The sequence below is a fragment of the Paraburkholderia sp. CNPSo 3274 genome (assembly GCF_024206475.1).
Lineage (GTDB): Bacteria > Pseudomonadota > Gammaproteobacteria > Burkholderiales > Burkholderiaceae > Paraburkholderia.
In genome coordinates this window covers 41614-55698 of sequence record NZ_JAMBPR010000044.1, presented here as the reverse complement: position 1 = coordinate 55698, position 14085 = coordinate 41614, and the positions used below count along the sequence as shown (strand labels likewise).

The 14085-nt window shown below is 65.8% G+C and carries 13 protein-coding genes; all 13 read right to left on the bottom strand.

Annotation, left to right across the window (positions count from 1 at the left end):
- Positions 1-10 precede the first annotated feature (10 nt).
- Positions 11-814 (bottom strand): CoA ester lyase, encoded by an 804-nt coding sequence (locus M3I54_RS27115; protein ID WP_254341686.1) that lies wholly within the window; start codon positions 812-814, stop codon positions 11-13.
- On the bottom strand, positions 811-2190 hold the full coding sequence (locus M3I54_RS27110) for an MmgE/PrpD family protein (protein ID WP_254341685.1): 1380 nt from the start codon (positions 2188-2190) through the stop codon (positions 811-813). Before M3I54_RS27110 ends, M3I54_RS27115 begins: the two co-directional genes overlap by 4 nt.
- Before the next feature lie 45 nt (positions 2191-2235).
- Positions 2236-3414 carry a CaiB/BaiF CoA-transferase family protein gene (locus tag M3I54_RS27105; RefSeq protein WP_254341683.1) on the bottom strand — a complete coding sequence of 393 codons (1179 nt, stop codon included), beginning with the start codon at positions 3412-3414 and terminating at the stop codon, positions 2236-2238.
- Between the two features lie 15 nt (positions 3415-3429).
- Positions 3430-4593 (bottom strand): acyl-CoA dehydrogenase family protein, encoded by a 1164-nt coding sequence (locus tag M3I54_RS27100; RefSeq protein WP_028208315.1) that lies wholly within the window; start codon positions 4591-4593, stop codon positions 3430-3432.
- Between the two features lie 38 nt (positions 4594-4631).
- Positions 4632-5477 carry a MaoC family dehydratase N-terminal domain-containing protein gene (locus M3I54_RS27095; protein ID WP_254341681.1) on the bottom strand — a complete coding sequence of 282 codons (846 nt, stop codon included), beginning with the start codon at positions 5475-5477 and terminating at the stop codon, positions 4632-4634.
- A 158-nt stretch (positions 5478-5635) separates the two neighbouring features.
- The gene (locus M3I54_RS27090; protein ID WP_254341679.1) at positions 5636-6424 is read right to left on the bottom strand and encodes a citryl-CoA lyase; all 789 of its coding nucleotides are present in this window, start codon (positions 6422-6424) and stop codon (positions 5636-5638) included.
- A gap of 32 nt (positions 6425-6456) precedes the next feature.
- Positions 6457-7326 carry a MaoC/PaaZ C-terminal domain-containing protein gene (locus M3I54_RS27085; protein WP_254341677.1) on the bottom strand — a complete coding sequence of 290 codons (870 nt, stop codon included), beginning with the start codon at positions 7324-7326 and terminating at the stop codon, positions 6457-6459.
- 21 nt (positions 7327-7347) lie between these two features.
- Entirely contained in the window at positions 7348-8139 is a 792-nt protein-coding gene (locus M3I54_RS27080; protein WP_254341675.1) for an enoyl-CoA hydratase/isomerase family protein, read from the bottom strand.
- A complete protein-coding gene (locus M3I54_RS27075) occupies positions 8136-9272 on the bottom strand; it encodes a hypothetical protein (RefSeq protein WP_254341674.1) in 1137 nt (378 codons plus the stop codon). The genes M3I54_RS27080 and M3I54_RS27075 overlap by 4 nt, the downstream gene beginning before the upstream one ends.
- Complete coding sequence (locus tag M3I54_RS27070; protein WP_254341672.1) at positions 9269-10444, bottom strand: phenylacetate--CoA ligase family protein; 1176 nt, start codon at positions 10442-10444, stop codon at positions 9269-9271. Before M3I54_RS27070 ends, M3I54_RS27075 begins: the two co-directional genes overlap by 4 nt.
- A gap of 45 nt (positions 10445-10489) precedes the next feature.
- Positions 10490-11689: an acetyl-CoA C-acetyltransferase gene (locus tag M3I54_RS27065; RefSeq protein WP_254341670.1), complete on the bottom strand. Its 1200-nt coding sequence runs from the start codon at positions 11687-11689 to the stop codon at positions 10490-10492.
- A 59-nt stretch (positions 11690-11748) separates the two neighbouring features.
- Positions 11749-13041, bottom strand: coding sequence for an acetyl-CoA hydrolase/transferase family protein (locus M3I54_RS27060; RefSeq protein WP_254341668.1), 1293 nt, complete (start codon positions 13039-13041; stop codon positions 11749-11751).
- Entirely contained in the window at positions 13041-13946 is a 906-nt protein-coding gene (locus M3I54_RS27055) for an SDR family NAD(P)-dependent oxidoreductase (RefSeq protein ID WP_254341713.1), read from the bottom strand. The genes M3I54_RS27060 and M3I54_RS27055 overlap by 1 nt, the downstream gene beginning before the upstream one ends.
- Positions 13947-14085 lie beyond the last annotated feature (139 nt).

Sequence of the window (14085 nt, the reverse complement as noted above, 5' to 3'; positions counted from 1 at the left end):
GCATTTGTGGTTACACACCCAAAATCCGCCGCGCCTTGAGGATCACCGGCATGTCGACCATCTTGCCGTCGAGCGCCACCGCGGCCCCGCCACTCGCCTGCACCGCATCGAGCACGCGTTGCGCCCATGCGCGCTCGGTCTCGGTCCATGCGTACGCGCGATGCACGGGCTCGATCTGCTTCGGATGAATGCAAAGCTTGCCGCCGTAGCCGAATCGCCGCCCGCGCCGCGCCTCGCGCTCGAGCACATCGGCATCGTCGAATCCGGTCGAAACGCCGTCCACGGGCGCCGCAATGCCCGCAAGCCGCGAGGCCAGCACGATCTGCGAACGAAACGCGTCGAGTTCCTCGCCCTCGCCGTCGATGCCCATATCCACCTGAAAGTCGAGCGTGCCGAACGCCACACGCAGCACGCCTTGCGCGCCGCACAGCGCATTCAGGCCCGCGATACCGCGCGCGGTTTCCACGATCGGCAACACGTGTAGCGCGCCGTGCGCGCCTGAACGCACCGCCGCGACCTGCTCCGCGCTTTCCGCCTTCGGCAACATGATGCCCGCCACGCCCGCATGTCCCGCGAGTGCGGCGGCGTCATCGGCGAACCAGGGCGTGTCGGTGCCGTTCACGCGCACCCACACAGGACGCGCAGCGTCCAGCGCCGCAAGCACAGCGTCGCGCGCCGCGCCCTTGTGCGCCGGCGCAACCGCATCCTCCAGATCGACGATCACGGCATCCGCCCCTGCGCCGCGCGCCTTCTCGAAGCGCTCGGGCCGGTTGCCCGGCACGAAGAGATACGAGCGGGAAAGCGCAGCGCTCATACACTCGCCCCTTCGCCGAACAGCGTGCTTACGCGCCGCGCCTCGGCAATCCCCCACGCCGCGTCGAGCAGATGCTGCGCATCGCTTTCGCTCGCTGCGCCCGAAAATGCCGCGAGGCGCACGAACTTCGCTCCGATCTCCTCGCGCGAGAGCGTATTGCCCGGATCGCCCTTCGGTTCATCCACGCGGCCTTGCAGCGTGCGGCCGTCGCGCGTCATGACGGTCACCTTGCCGATCCAGCGGGCCGGATACGCGCGATCCACTTCCGCGTCCAGCGCCATCGTCACGCGGTCGCGAAACGCGGCGATATCGCCCGCCGCGTAGTCGCGCTCGAACTCGTTCACTCCCGCATAGCCGCGGTATGCGACCAGGCCGAGCACGGTCCCCATGTTGAATTTCGCCTGGTGAACGGTGCTCGGCACGACCACGCTGCCGAGCACGTCGATGGCGCCTTGATGCACATGCGCCGTCACGCTGGCGATATCGTCGGGATTCAGACGGTGCGTTTCGATCACGGAGAGCAGCGCGTCGGCGGCCGGATGCGTGTGACGGCACGCTGCGTGATACTTGAACGACGTTTCGACCGTGGCCCAACGCTCGCCCAGGCGATCGACCAGCCTCGCGGGATCGGCGTCGCTCGACATGCCCGCCGCCATGCCCTGTGCGCCTTCGAGAATGCGCTGCGCACCGCGAAAACCGTCCGCCGCGAGTTGGGCGGCCACCATGCCGTTCGCGGCCGCCATGGCCGTGTGCAGTTGCTTCGAGTCGGCCGCGTCGCGCAGGAATTCCCACAAACCGCTCGCCTGCGTGCCCGCCGATCCGAACGCGTCGAGCATCTGCTCGGGCGTGAGCTTGAGCAGACGGCCCGCCGCGGCTGCAGCCGCGATCGTGCCCACGGTGCCGGTCGTGTGAAATATCTTGTAGTGCGAACGTCCCATGAATTCGCCTACGCGGATGCCCACTTCGTAGCCCGCCACCGAGGCCGCGATGAACTCGTGCCCTGAGGCGCCCAGCGCCTGCGCGAGCGCCAGCGTCACCGGAAACACGACGGTGGCCGGATGCAGCACCGAACCGTTGTGCACGTCGTCCTGCTCGACGAAATGCGAAGCGGCGCCGTTGGTCATGGCGGCGAAATACGCCGTGGTGCGAGTGCGGTCGATGATGACGTCGCACGGGCCTTGCGCCTCGGGCGCGCCGCGCGCGGCGCGAGCAAAGCGCGCGATCGTTTCGACCGGGCGCGCGCCCTTGCCGCCCAGCGCGGAGCCGAACCAGTCCACGTAGAGATTGACGGTGCGCTCGACCACGTGAGTCGGGATCGAATCGAAGCGCAGTTGCGAGGCGAAGGCCGCAAGTGCGCGGCTGGGATGATCTGTCATGGCAGCGTAGTTCAGTGAAGTCAGATTGCGAGGCGCCAGGCGCGATCAGATGGCTCCGGCTTCGCGCAGCGCACCGATGCGCGTCGCGTCAAAGCCAAGCTCACGCAATATTGATTCGGTATGTTGACCGAGTGCCGGCACTGCATCCATGCGCGCATCGAATGCGGAAGGCGCGCCTGGTGGCAATAGCGCCGGAACGGTCCCCGCCAACGTCTGCACCTCGCGCCAGCGCTCGCGCGCCTGCAGTTGCGGATGCGCCCACACATCGGCCATCGTGTTCATCTGGGCATTGGCAATGCCGGCGCGGTCGAGCCGTTCGATGACCTGAGCCGCGCTCAGCTTCGAAAACGCCTCGACGATCAGTTCGCGCAATTGCGCACGGCACGCGGAACGCTGGGAGTTCGCGGCAAAGCGCTCATCGGTGGCCAGTTCGGGCTGCAGCAGCACGTGCTCGCAAAAGAGCTTCCATTCGCGATCGTTCTGCAGGCCGAGCATCACCGACTTGCCGTCGCCCGCTGGAAACGGCCCATAAGGGTAGATCGTCGCGTGCGAGGCGCCCGCGAGCGGCGGCGGCGATTGCCCGTCGATCGCGTAGTAGAGCGGATAGCCCATCCACTCCACCATGCTCTCCAGCATCGAAACGTCGATGCGGCAACCGCGTCCAGTGCGACCGCGCATCAGCAACGCGCTCAGGATGTTCGAGTAGGCATACATGCCCGCGGCGATGTCGGCGATCGAGCAACCCGCCTTCGCAGGCTCGCCGGGCGACCCCGTGATGGAGAGGAAGCCCGATTCGCTCTGGATCAGCAGATCGTATGCCTTGCGCTCGCGGTAAGGACCGTCGTCGCCGTAACCGGAGATGTCGCACACGATCAGCTTCGGATAGCGCTCGCTGAGCGCCTCATAACCGAGCCCGAGTCGCGCAGCAGCGCCTGGCGCGAGATTCTGCACGAGCACGTCGGCGTCGGCGAGCAGCGCGTCCAGGATCGGCGCGGCCTCTTTGTGCTTGACGTCGAGCGAGAGGCTTTCCTTCGAGCGGTTCGTCCACACGAAGTGCGATGCGAGTCCATGCACCCGCTCGTCATAGCCGCGAGCGAAGTCCCCGACGCCCGGCCGCTCGATCTTGATGACGCGCGCGCCGAGATCGGCAAGCTGGCGCGTGCAGAAGGGCGCTGCGATCGCGTGTTCGAGCGTGACGACCTTGATACCGTCGAGTGGTCTCATGGCGCGCGCCTCCGGTCAGAACGAACGCGGCAGGCCGAGCACATGCTCCGCCACGTACGAGAGGATCAGGTTGGTCGAGATCGGCGCGACCTGGTAGAGGCGCGTCTCGCGGAACTTGCGCTCCACATCGTACTCGCAGGCGAACCCAAAACCGCCGTGGAATTGCAGGCATGCATTCGCGGCTTCCCACGAAGCGTCGGCGGCGAGCAGCTTCGCCATGTTGGCCTGCGCGCCGCAGGCCTCGTGCGCGTCGAAGCGGCGCGCGGCCTCGAAACGCATCAGGCTCGCGGCTTCGACGTTGACGAACGCGCGCGCGATGGGAAACTGCACGCCCTGGTTCTGGCCGATCGGCCGCCCGAACACGATGCGCTCCTTTGCGTAAGCGCTGACTTTGTCGATGAACCAGTAGCCGTCGCCGATACATTCGGCCGCAATGAGCGTGCGCTCGGCGTTCAGGCCGTCGAGAATGTACTTGAAGCCCATCCCCTCCTCGCCGATCAGGTTTTCCGCCGGAATTTCGAGGTTATCGAAGAAGAGTTCGTTGGTCTCGTGATTGACCATGTTGAGAATCGGCTGCACGGTGAGGCCGTTGCCGATCGCCTCGCGCAAGTCCACCACGAAAATCGACATGCCTTCAGACTTCTTCTTCACGTCGGCAAGCGGCGTAGTGCGCGCAAGCAGGATCATGAGGTCCGAATGCTGCACGCGCGAGATCCACACCTTTTGCCCGTTGATCACGTAGCGGTCGCCCTTGCGCACCGCCGTAGTCTTGATCTTCGTGGTATCGGTGCCCGTGGTGGGCTCCGTCACGCCCATCGATTGCAGGCGCAGTTCGCCGCTCGCGATCTTCGGCAGGTACTTGCGCTTTTGCTCTGCCGAACCGTGGCGCAGCAGCGTGCCCATGTTGTACATCTGGCCGTGGCACACGCCGGAGTTGCCGCCCGAGCGGTTGATCTCTTCCATGATGACCGAGGCCTCGGTCAGGCCCAGACCCGATCCGCCGTACTCCTGTGGAATCAACGCAGCGAGCCAGCCGGCTTTCGTGAGCGCATCGACGAATTCCTCGGGATAGCCGCGCGCCTCGTCGATCTTGCGGAAATATTCACCAGAAAACTGCTGGCACAGATCGCGCACGGCTTCGCGGATGTCCTGAAACGAATCTTGTTGCGTGGTTTGCATGATCGATATGAATTCGCTTTGAATAGTCGTGTTGCCGCTCAGGCCAGCGTGGCGGTGGCCTGCATCGTCAGATAGCCGTCGTGGTCTTTCGCCCAGAGTTCGACCGAGCGCGCGTCGTCGGCGAGCTTGCCGCACAGCGTGAACGCGTCGCCCGCGAACGTGGGCCGCACCGCGCGAAACGCAAACGTCGCGATCGTGGCGTCGGGCCGCTCACGGTGCACGAGGTCGAGCAGCAGTGTGGCGATGAGCGGGCCGTGCACGACGAGGCCCGGATAGCCCTCTTCTTGCGTGACGTACGGGAAGTCGTAGTGAATGCGATGACCGTTGAAGGTCAGCGCCGAATAGCGGAACAGCATGAGCGCGCTGGCGGTGAGCGTTCGCGACCATGTCTCGCCTTGAGGAGCGACGACCGGTTTGGGTGCGCTCGCACCGGGCTGCGGCGCGTCGCGATAGACGATGTCGTGCTCTTCCTCGATGCACAGCGCCCCGCCGCTCTCGTAGCGATGCTGCACGGTCACGAACACGAGGCGGCCGCTGCGGCCGGTCTTGTCCTCGATGTTCGCGATGGTGGAAGTGCGCGCGGCCTCGCTGCCCGCGCGCAGCGGCGCGTGAAAGGTCAGGCGGCCGCCCGCCCACATGCGGCGCGGCAGTTCGACCGGCGGCAGGAAGCCGCCGCGTTTCGGATGTCCATCAGGGCCCGCTTCCGCGAGCGGCGAGACAGGCAGAAAATAGAGCCAGTGCCACAGCGGCGGCACGGCGCTATCGGGTGCTTCGCGGTCGAGTGTGGCCGCAAGCGCGCGCAGCGGGAACGCGGTGATGTCGTCGGTGAGCGTTTCGGTCTTGTCGAGCCACGCACTGAGCGTTGGCGTTTGCGATTCCGGCATGGCGTTTCTCCGTAGCGAGACTGTTGGCCATACTATGAACGGCTCGCGCCGCTTCGCGAAGTTGCCTTTGCCGAATCAGCCCTTTCGCTTTCGTTAATCCCCCGACCATTGCTGCGCGATACTTGCACACAGCTTTCAACCGGGACCGCGCGAGCGCCTCACGCTTCGCCGCGCAGATGGGCGGAGGCTTCGTCCTCCACACGCTGCCACAACTCGAACGACATGGGGCGCTCGCCTTCTTCGAGCAGATGACCCACCAGTCCAATCGCGCGCGCCATCACGCCGAAGCCGCGCACGATGCGCCACGGGAAGCCGAATTCGCAGCAGATCGCGCCAATTGCCCCCGTAGCATTGATCGGCAGTGCTTTGCCCGATGCACGCTCCGCCTCTGCGCCAATGAGTTGCATCAGCTTCACATAGCGCCCCGACATGCCGTTTTGCGCGGCCAGTTCAAAAAGGCGCGGCGTGCGGGGATCGATGGGCTTGTGCAGCGGGTGACCGAGCCCCGGAATCGGCGTGCCGCGCGCGCGCCATGCGGCGACGGTATCGACTGCGAGTTTCTCCAGGTCGTCGCAGTGGCCGTCATAAGGAAGCGTTTCGGATAGCATGCGGCATGCGCCTTCCATGCTGCCGACGAACACAGAGCCAAGCCCGCATAGCCCCGCTGCGACGGCCGCCTGCAGCGACTCGGGCGCGCCCGCGTACGTCATGCGCGCGGCGATGGCGCTCGGCGTCATGCCGTGCTCGACGAGCGTGATGACGATGGCGTTGAACATCGCGGACTGCTGCGGCGTGGCCGTCTTGCCCGTGAGTTGCAGAAACGCGAAGTCGCCGAGATTCATGTGGCCGAGCACTTCGTCGGGCAGGCTTTTGCCGCGCACGACGATACGATCGGGCGTGCTGTACGCGATATCGGAGCGCACGAGCGGTTTCGGTTGACGAGCCATAGTCTTGATTCCTTCGTTATACAGAATAGCGTTCAACGCAATTGCGCGCGGCCATGGTTGAGCACGAGCACGTCGCGTTCCAGCACGCGCGCGCGAAAACTCGCCTCGCTGCCGTCTCGCCACATCTCGGTGCGGATCGTTTCGCCCGGATAAACAGGCGCGGTAAAGCGCGCGTGAAAGGCCGCCAGGCGTTGCGGGTCGCTTGCGCACAGCGTCTTGAGCACGGCATGCGCGGCCACGCCCCACGTGGCAAGCCCGTGCAGGATAGGCCGCTCGAAACCCGCCGCGCGCGCGACCTGCGGGTCGGCATGCAACGCGTTGTCGTCACCGCACAGGCGATAAATCAGCGCCGTTTCCGGGCGCGTAGGCAGATCGCAATGATGATCGGACGCGCGCTCGGGCATCGGCGGCGGCGGCGCAGGCGCTTCATCGCTCAACCCGTTGTTCACGCTGAAGCCGCCGTCACCACGGCAGAACGTGAGCTGCGTAACGGTGGCATACAGCTCGCCGCTTGCCTTGTCCGTAATGCTACGCTGGATTTCGAGCAGCGCGCCCTTGCCTGCGCCTTTGTCGACCACGCGCGTAATGCGCGAGCGGCCGATCACAGTCGCGGCCGGCGGCAACGGCTTGTGCATCACGAGGCTCTGCTCGCCGTGCAATAGCCGCACCCAGTCGATGCCCGAGCGCGGGTCGCGCGCCCAGAAGCCGGGAAAACCGAGCACGACGGCAAGCGTCGGCGGCACGCGCAACTCTTTTTCGTAGACGAATGCCAGGTCGTCCGAATCAACGGGATTTGCGCCGTATCCCACGGCGAGGCTGTAGAGCATGGCGTCGCGCGCGGTATAGGTCTGCTCGACGTCCTTGAACGGCCAGTTGCGCAGGGTGTGATAGTCGATCGTCATGGCGGTGCGTTCAATGAAAGTTCAGGCCTCGGCGGTGTGCCACTTGAAGACCGGATCGGCTTTCTCGCGAAAGCGCTTCACGGCTTCGCGATGAAATTCGGTCGTGAAGGCAATGCCCTGCGCCGCCGACTCGATTTCGAGCATCGCGCGCAGGTCGCTGCCAAGCGACTGATTCAACGCGCGCTTGGCCAGACCGAACGCAATGGGCGACGCAGCCGCGAGACTGGCCGCGACCTGCGCGGCGCGCGCATGGACCTGTTCCGGCTCGACGACTTCGAGCACCGCGCCGATCTCCTTCGCTTCTGCGGCGCGTATTTCGCGCGCCGTAAAGACGAGATCCTTGGCGCGCGCGAGTCCCACCACGCGCGGCAGCGTATAGAACGCCCCGCAATCGGGCACGAGACCGACTTTCATAAATGGCATGCAAAAGCGCGCCCGCGTGCTGGCAATCACGAAATCGGCGGCGAGGGCGAAGCTGAAGCCCGCGCCGTAGCACACCCCATCCACGGCCGCGATCACCGGGCGGTCGAGGTCGATCAGCATGCTCACCCAGCCGTGCAAGTCGTCGATACGATCGCGTCCCGCTTCGGCGCTCGTCACGTTCATGCCGCGCACATCGCCGCCCGAGCAGAAGTCATTGCCCGCGCCGCGCAAAATGACCGCACGCACGCCGCGGTCGGCGCGTACGCGCTGCACGGCTTCGAGCAATTCCACCCGCATCTCGCCGTTGAGCGCGTTCTTCGCCTCCGGACGATTGAACGTAAGCGTCGCGACGCCCGCGTCCAGTTCAACCAGCAACGTCTTTTCACTCATGCGCTCACCCCGGCGCTTGCGAGTTCAGCGAGCGCCTTGTCGAGCGCCGTGATGAGATGCACAGGCTCGACGCCGGCGAACTCCACGTCGGGACGTGCGAGAAATGCCTCGATATGCGCCGCACACGCCTCGCGTGTGGCGCAGAGTCCGCTGAAGCCGTCTTCGAGCCAGGCGACCGAAGCCAGCGGACGCGGGTGCCAGTCGCCATTGACGATCGCTTTGACCACCGTGCCGTCACGCACGAGCAGGCTCAACCAGATCAGCCCGGCCGGCGCCTTTTCGCGTCCGCGCACGATACGGTCGCCCGTCAGGGTGACCGGGCTGTAGCGCGTGGCCTCGCTTTTTTCATGGAACCACCTTTCCTCGTGCAGTTCGCGCTCGTATTGCTGGGCGAAAACGAGTTCTTCGCTGCCCAGTGCGCCGGACTCGAGCGCCATTTCGCCGAACGCGCGGCGAACGCAGGCCGTGACCCAGGCAGTCAACTCATCGGCGTTCACCTTGCGGCCGAGTTCCTGCTCCAGGTACGTGTAGCGCGAGCCGAGATCCTTGTGCTTCTTGTCCTTGACCTTCTCGGGCGCCATGGGCATGGCGCGCGCCGCGATCGCCGTGTCGATCGCCTTCACGTTCAGCAGAATGCGGAACGTCAGCACCCCGCCTTCGATCTTGAGTGACGTGGCCACGAGCTTGCGTCCGTCGATCTCGACGTCGTTCAGCGGTCGGTAGGCGGCCTGCAGGCCGAACACATCGCGCAGCGCTTCGGCGACGTGGCCGAGTATCGTGGGAAACGCCTGCGCCGCCGTTTGCGGCACGCCGGGCAGACCGATCGGCAGATAGAACGCGAGAAATGCCGAACCGCGCCCTGCGTAGATCGCGCCGCCGCCGCTCACGCGCCGCCGCGCTAGCACGTTGTTGTCGCGGCAGAACGGCAGGTCGAGCACCTGGTTCGGATCTTCGTTCACGCCTACGGTGATGCTGTCTTCGTTGAAGACGTTCAGATAGACCGTGGGCGGCGCGAGATTCTCGGCCACCGCGCGCTCGACGGCCGGCGACACCGAAATCGAAAAGTCCGCGTAGCTGTGGCCGCCTACGACGAGGCGCCACGGGGTTGGGGTATGCGTTGCGCTTGCATTCATGTCGTCTCTCTCCGTTGATCTTCTACGAGGGCTGCGCCTTCGAGTTTCGCGACCGTCTCGATGGCGTCCGCGTGTATCAGCGTCTGGCGCTTGAAGCGCTCCGCTATGGTCTCGATCGCGCCGCCCTGCACCTCCCCTTCCACCTGCAGCGTGAGATGGTCGCCGCCATGAGCCTTTGTGCCGACCACGAGCCGATACCCACCCGTCGCGCCCTCTACGCCCAGCAGCACCGTCTTCAACTCGGATGGATAAACCTTCACCCCCTTGATCTTCACCATCGAATCGGCGCGACCGAACACCACACGCGGCAACGACACCGTGCGCCCATGCACGGGCGCGGTGCGCTCGAGTACGGTAAGGTCACCGGTGCGATAACGCACGAGCGGCTGCAGTTCCTTCTGCAGATGGGTGAGCACGAGTTCGCCGCGTTCGCCCTCGGCAACCGGCATGCCGGTGTCCGGGTCGACGACTTCGGCATAGAGAAGTTCATCGAACACATGCACACCCGTACCACCGGGGAATGTACGCGCCACGGGCAGGCATTCGGAAAGCGAGTAACTGTCGATCAGCAACGTGCCCGGCATCGCTTCGCGCACGCGTGCGTAAAGCGCGGCATTGCCCGTGAACGCCTCGCCGCCCGCGAAGAACACACGCGGCACGGGGCACCCCGCTTCGATGAGCTTGAGCGCGTGCGACGGATTGCCGGCCAGCACCGTCACGCCGCATTGCTGCGCAACGCGCGCGGCGCGCTCGGTCTCGCCGGGACCATGCGGTATGCACGCCACGCCGCGGGCTTCCATCTGGGTCTGATAGAAAAGCCCCGCAACGAAGAGGTGATAGCCGAACGTCACCATGCACACGTCGCCGGGACCGATGCCGCACGCGTCGAGATGCTGGCTGCACGCGGCTTCCATCGCACGCAGATCGCCCGCGCTCTGCAGGATCGGCACGAGCGAAGCGCCCATCGGCGTGAGGTGCACGCGAACCGGCGGCACGGCAGGCGCGAACGCGCCGTAGCCCGGGCGATTCATCTCGGCCACCAGTTCGGCGCGCGTCATGAGCGGCACGCGCTCGGCGAACTCCGCGGCGCTCGCGACGCTACGCGGCAGACGTCCCTCATAGAACGGGTGCGTTTGCAGCCGCGAGAGCTGCGCGTTGAGTGCATCGAGCATCGTCTCCTCCTATTTATGGCCAGTACGGGTGCGAAGCGTTCGTACTCAAGCCGCTCGCTCGAAAATAGCCGCGATACCCTGCCCGCCGCCTACACACATCGTTTCGAGGCCATAGCGGCCCTTGCGGCGCTGCAGTTCGTGAAGCAAGGTCGTGAGCATGCGCACGCCGGTCGCGCCGATCGGGTGACCGAGCGAAATGCCCGAGCCGTTCACGTTCAGCCGCGATTCGTCGTGCCAGCCCCAACCCTTGAGCACGGCGAGCACCTGGCACGCGAAAGCCTCGTTCAGTTCGACGAGATCGAGTTGGTCGAAGGTGAGCCCGGTCTTTTGCAGCAGCTTTTGCACTGCCGGCACCGGGCCAATGCCCATCGTCGCAGGCTCGCATCCCGCGGCGGCCCAGCCGGTCAGGTAGCCAAGCGGCGTAAGGCCCAGTTTGTCGAGCTGATCTTCGGCGACGATCAGGCACGCAGCCGCGGCGTCGTTCTGCTGGCTCGCGTTGCCCGCGGTCACCGTGCCGCCTTTCATGAGCGGCTTGAGCTTCGCGAGCGACGCCTCGCTCGCGTCGGCGCGCACGCCCTCGTCACGCGCGAACAGCACCGGGTCGCCCTTGCGTTGCGGAACCGAAACCGCCACCACCTCCTCGGCGAAACGGCCCGACTCCCATGCCGCCGCCGCGCGCTGGTGGCTGCGCACAGCGTAAGCGTCCGCTTCCTCACGCGTGATGCCGTATTCCTTCGCGAGGTTCTCCGCCGTTTCGATCATTCCGGAGATATAGCCGAAGCGTGCTTCGGGCTGCGAGCGTTCGCGGCCACGCTCGAGGCGATCATGCATCTTCACTGAGCCCGCGCGAGCGCCCCAACGCATGTCGGTCGTGTAGTACTCGATATTGCTCATGCTTTCCACGCCACCGGCCACGACCACGTCCGCCGCGCCGCTCTGCACCATCATCGCGGCGGTCACGACCGCCTGCAGCCCGCCGCCGCAACGGCGATCGAGCTGCATGCCGGGCACCTGCACGGGCAGCCCCGCTTCGAGAGCGGCCCAGCGGCCGATGCAAGGCGTTTCGCTGTTCGCATACGATTGCGCGAAGACCACGTCTTCGATGCGCACCGGGTCCACGCCGCTGCGCGCGATGGTTTCGCGCAGCACCGTGGCCGCGAGCGTCTCGACGGAAACAGGGCGCAGACTGCCGCCGAACGTGCCGACCGGCGTGCGTACCGGCGCGACTATCGCTGCTCTTCTCATTTCGGATTCCTTTGCATGTTGTCTGGTTGTTGTTCGCCGCGCCATGCGCCTGCGTTCCGTCAAACCGCTATCGCATCCCGCCGCTCATGGTGTTGCGCGGCCAGTTGTTCGCGCCACTGCGGCGGCGCGACGGCGAGCATGCGCTCGGTACGCTGCGCGAGCGTAAGCCCTCGCAGGTCCGCCACGCCGTGCTCGGTGACGATCACCGCCGCGTCGCTGCGCGGCGTGCTGACCGGCCCCGAAAGACGCGCCACGATGCGGCTGCCGTGCCGCGTGCTGGAGGCGAGCGCGACGATCGCGACGCCCCCGTGCGAGCGCGCCGCGCCGCGCATGAAATCGAGCGCCCCGCCCACCGCGCCCACATAGCGGCCACCGGCGGCCTCCGCATTGACCTGGCCCGTCAAATCGACTTCGAGTGCCGAGTTGATCGCCACGAAGCGATCGAGGCTGCCGAGCACGTCGATGTCGTGCGTGTAGGCCGTGCCGCGAAACTGAATCTGCGCATTGCGGTGCGCATGCGCGTAGACCTTGCGCGTGCCCATCATCGTGCCGGCCACGCTCACGCCGCGATCGCGCGACTTGCGGGCATTCGTCACCACACCGGCTTCGATCAGATCGACCACGGCGTCGCCGATGGTCCCGCTATGCACGCCAAGGTCGCGCCGGTCGCGCAACTGCGCGACGATGGCCTCGGGCAGCGCGCCTAGCCCGAACTGGATCGTCGAGCCGTCTTCGATCAGCGATGCGGCGTGCTGTGCGATACGCCGCTCGATGTCGCCGGCCTGCGTGGCCGGCGCTTCCAGCGGCGCGCGGTCGGTGTGGATCAGCGCGTCGAAGTCATCGGCGCGCAGCATGCGTTCGCCGTAGGTCCAGGGCGCCGCCGCACTCACCTCCGCAATGACCACGCGCGCGCTGTCGATCAGCGGCACCAGATACTCATGGGCGATCGAGAGGCTATAGCGGCCCGCCTTATCCGCGGGGGCAACTTGCAGAAGCAACACGTCGATGCGATTCGGACCGCTGGTCAACGCGCTGCGAAACTGCGAGTAGTGACACGGGAGGATATCGAGCACGCCCTCGCGTTCGAGCCGCCGGTTCGTACCCGACGCGCCATAGGCCATGAAGTCCACGCAGTCGGCATACGCGGGCTCGAGCGTGTCGGACCACGACGCGCCCACGAACACGCGAAAGCGCCCGCCCATCGCCTTGCGTTGCGACATCAGCAGCGCGGTGAGCGTGCACGGCTCGGCTCCACACTGGCCCCACGCGAGCGTGTCGCCCGGGCGCACGTATTCGGCGAAATCGAGCTGCGCGGCGTCAACGATGCGCGCCGCGCGCGGGCCGCGCGTCATCAGACGGGGTCCCAGTTGAAGACATCGGCGGAAACATCGAGCGTATGGAACGACTTGCGCAGCGCAGGCATGGCATGCTCGGCAATCGTCTCCGGCGTCCAGCCCTCGCCGCGATGCACCGAACGCACGGGGCGCGGCTGGCTCATCAGGAAAATTTCGTTGTTGCGGACCGCGAAAATCTGGCCTGTCACGTCGGCGGCCTGCTCACTGGCGAGGTAGACGGCGAGCGGTGCGATCTTCGCGGGCGTCATCTGCTTGATCTTGGCGACGCGCGCTTCCTGTTCCGGCGAATCGATCTTGATCGAGTTGATCATGCGGCTCCAGGCGAACGGCGCGATGCAGTTCGAACGGACACCGAATTTTTCCAGATCGAGCGCGATGGATTTCGAAAGACCCGCGATGCCGAGCTTCGCCGCGCTGTAGTTGGCCTGTGCAAGATTGCCGATCAGCCCGGACGTGGACGTCATATGCACGAACGCCCCGCTACGCTGCTCCTTGAAGTGGTCGGCAGCGGCGCGCGAGACATAGTACGAGCCGTAGAGGTGGACCTTCAGCACGGCGTCCCACTCTTCTTCGCTCATCTTGTGGAAGAAGCGGTCGCGCAGAATACCCGCGTTATTCACCACGCAATCGATCCGGCCGAACACGTCCAGCGCGTTCTGCACGATGCGGGCGGCGCCTGCAGCGTAGGCCACGCTGTCGGTATTCGCAGTAGCCTGACCGTCGAAAGACTTGATCTCGTTCACAACAGCCTGCGCGGGGCCGTCGTTATGTCCCTCGCCAGTGAGCGAGGCGCCCACGTCGTTCACCACGACTTTCGCGCCGTGGCGCGCCATCATGAGCGCGATATCGCGGCCAATGCCCCCGCCCGATCCCGTCACCACCACGACCTTACCGTCCAGCATTCGTTGAGTCGTCATCGTTTTCGCTCCTCCAGCCGGCATTGCGCCGGGCATTCATTCGATTGGATTCGTTATGCGGCAGGCTGTGCCGTTCGTGTTGCAGCTTGACGCATCGGCTACGGCTGCACAATTTGGATATGCC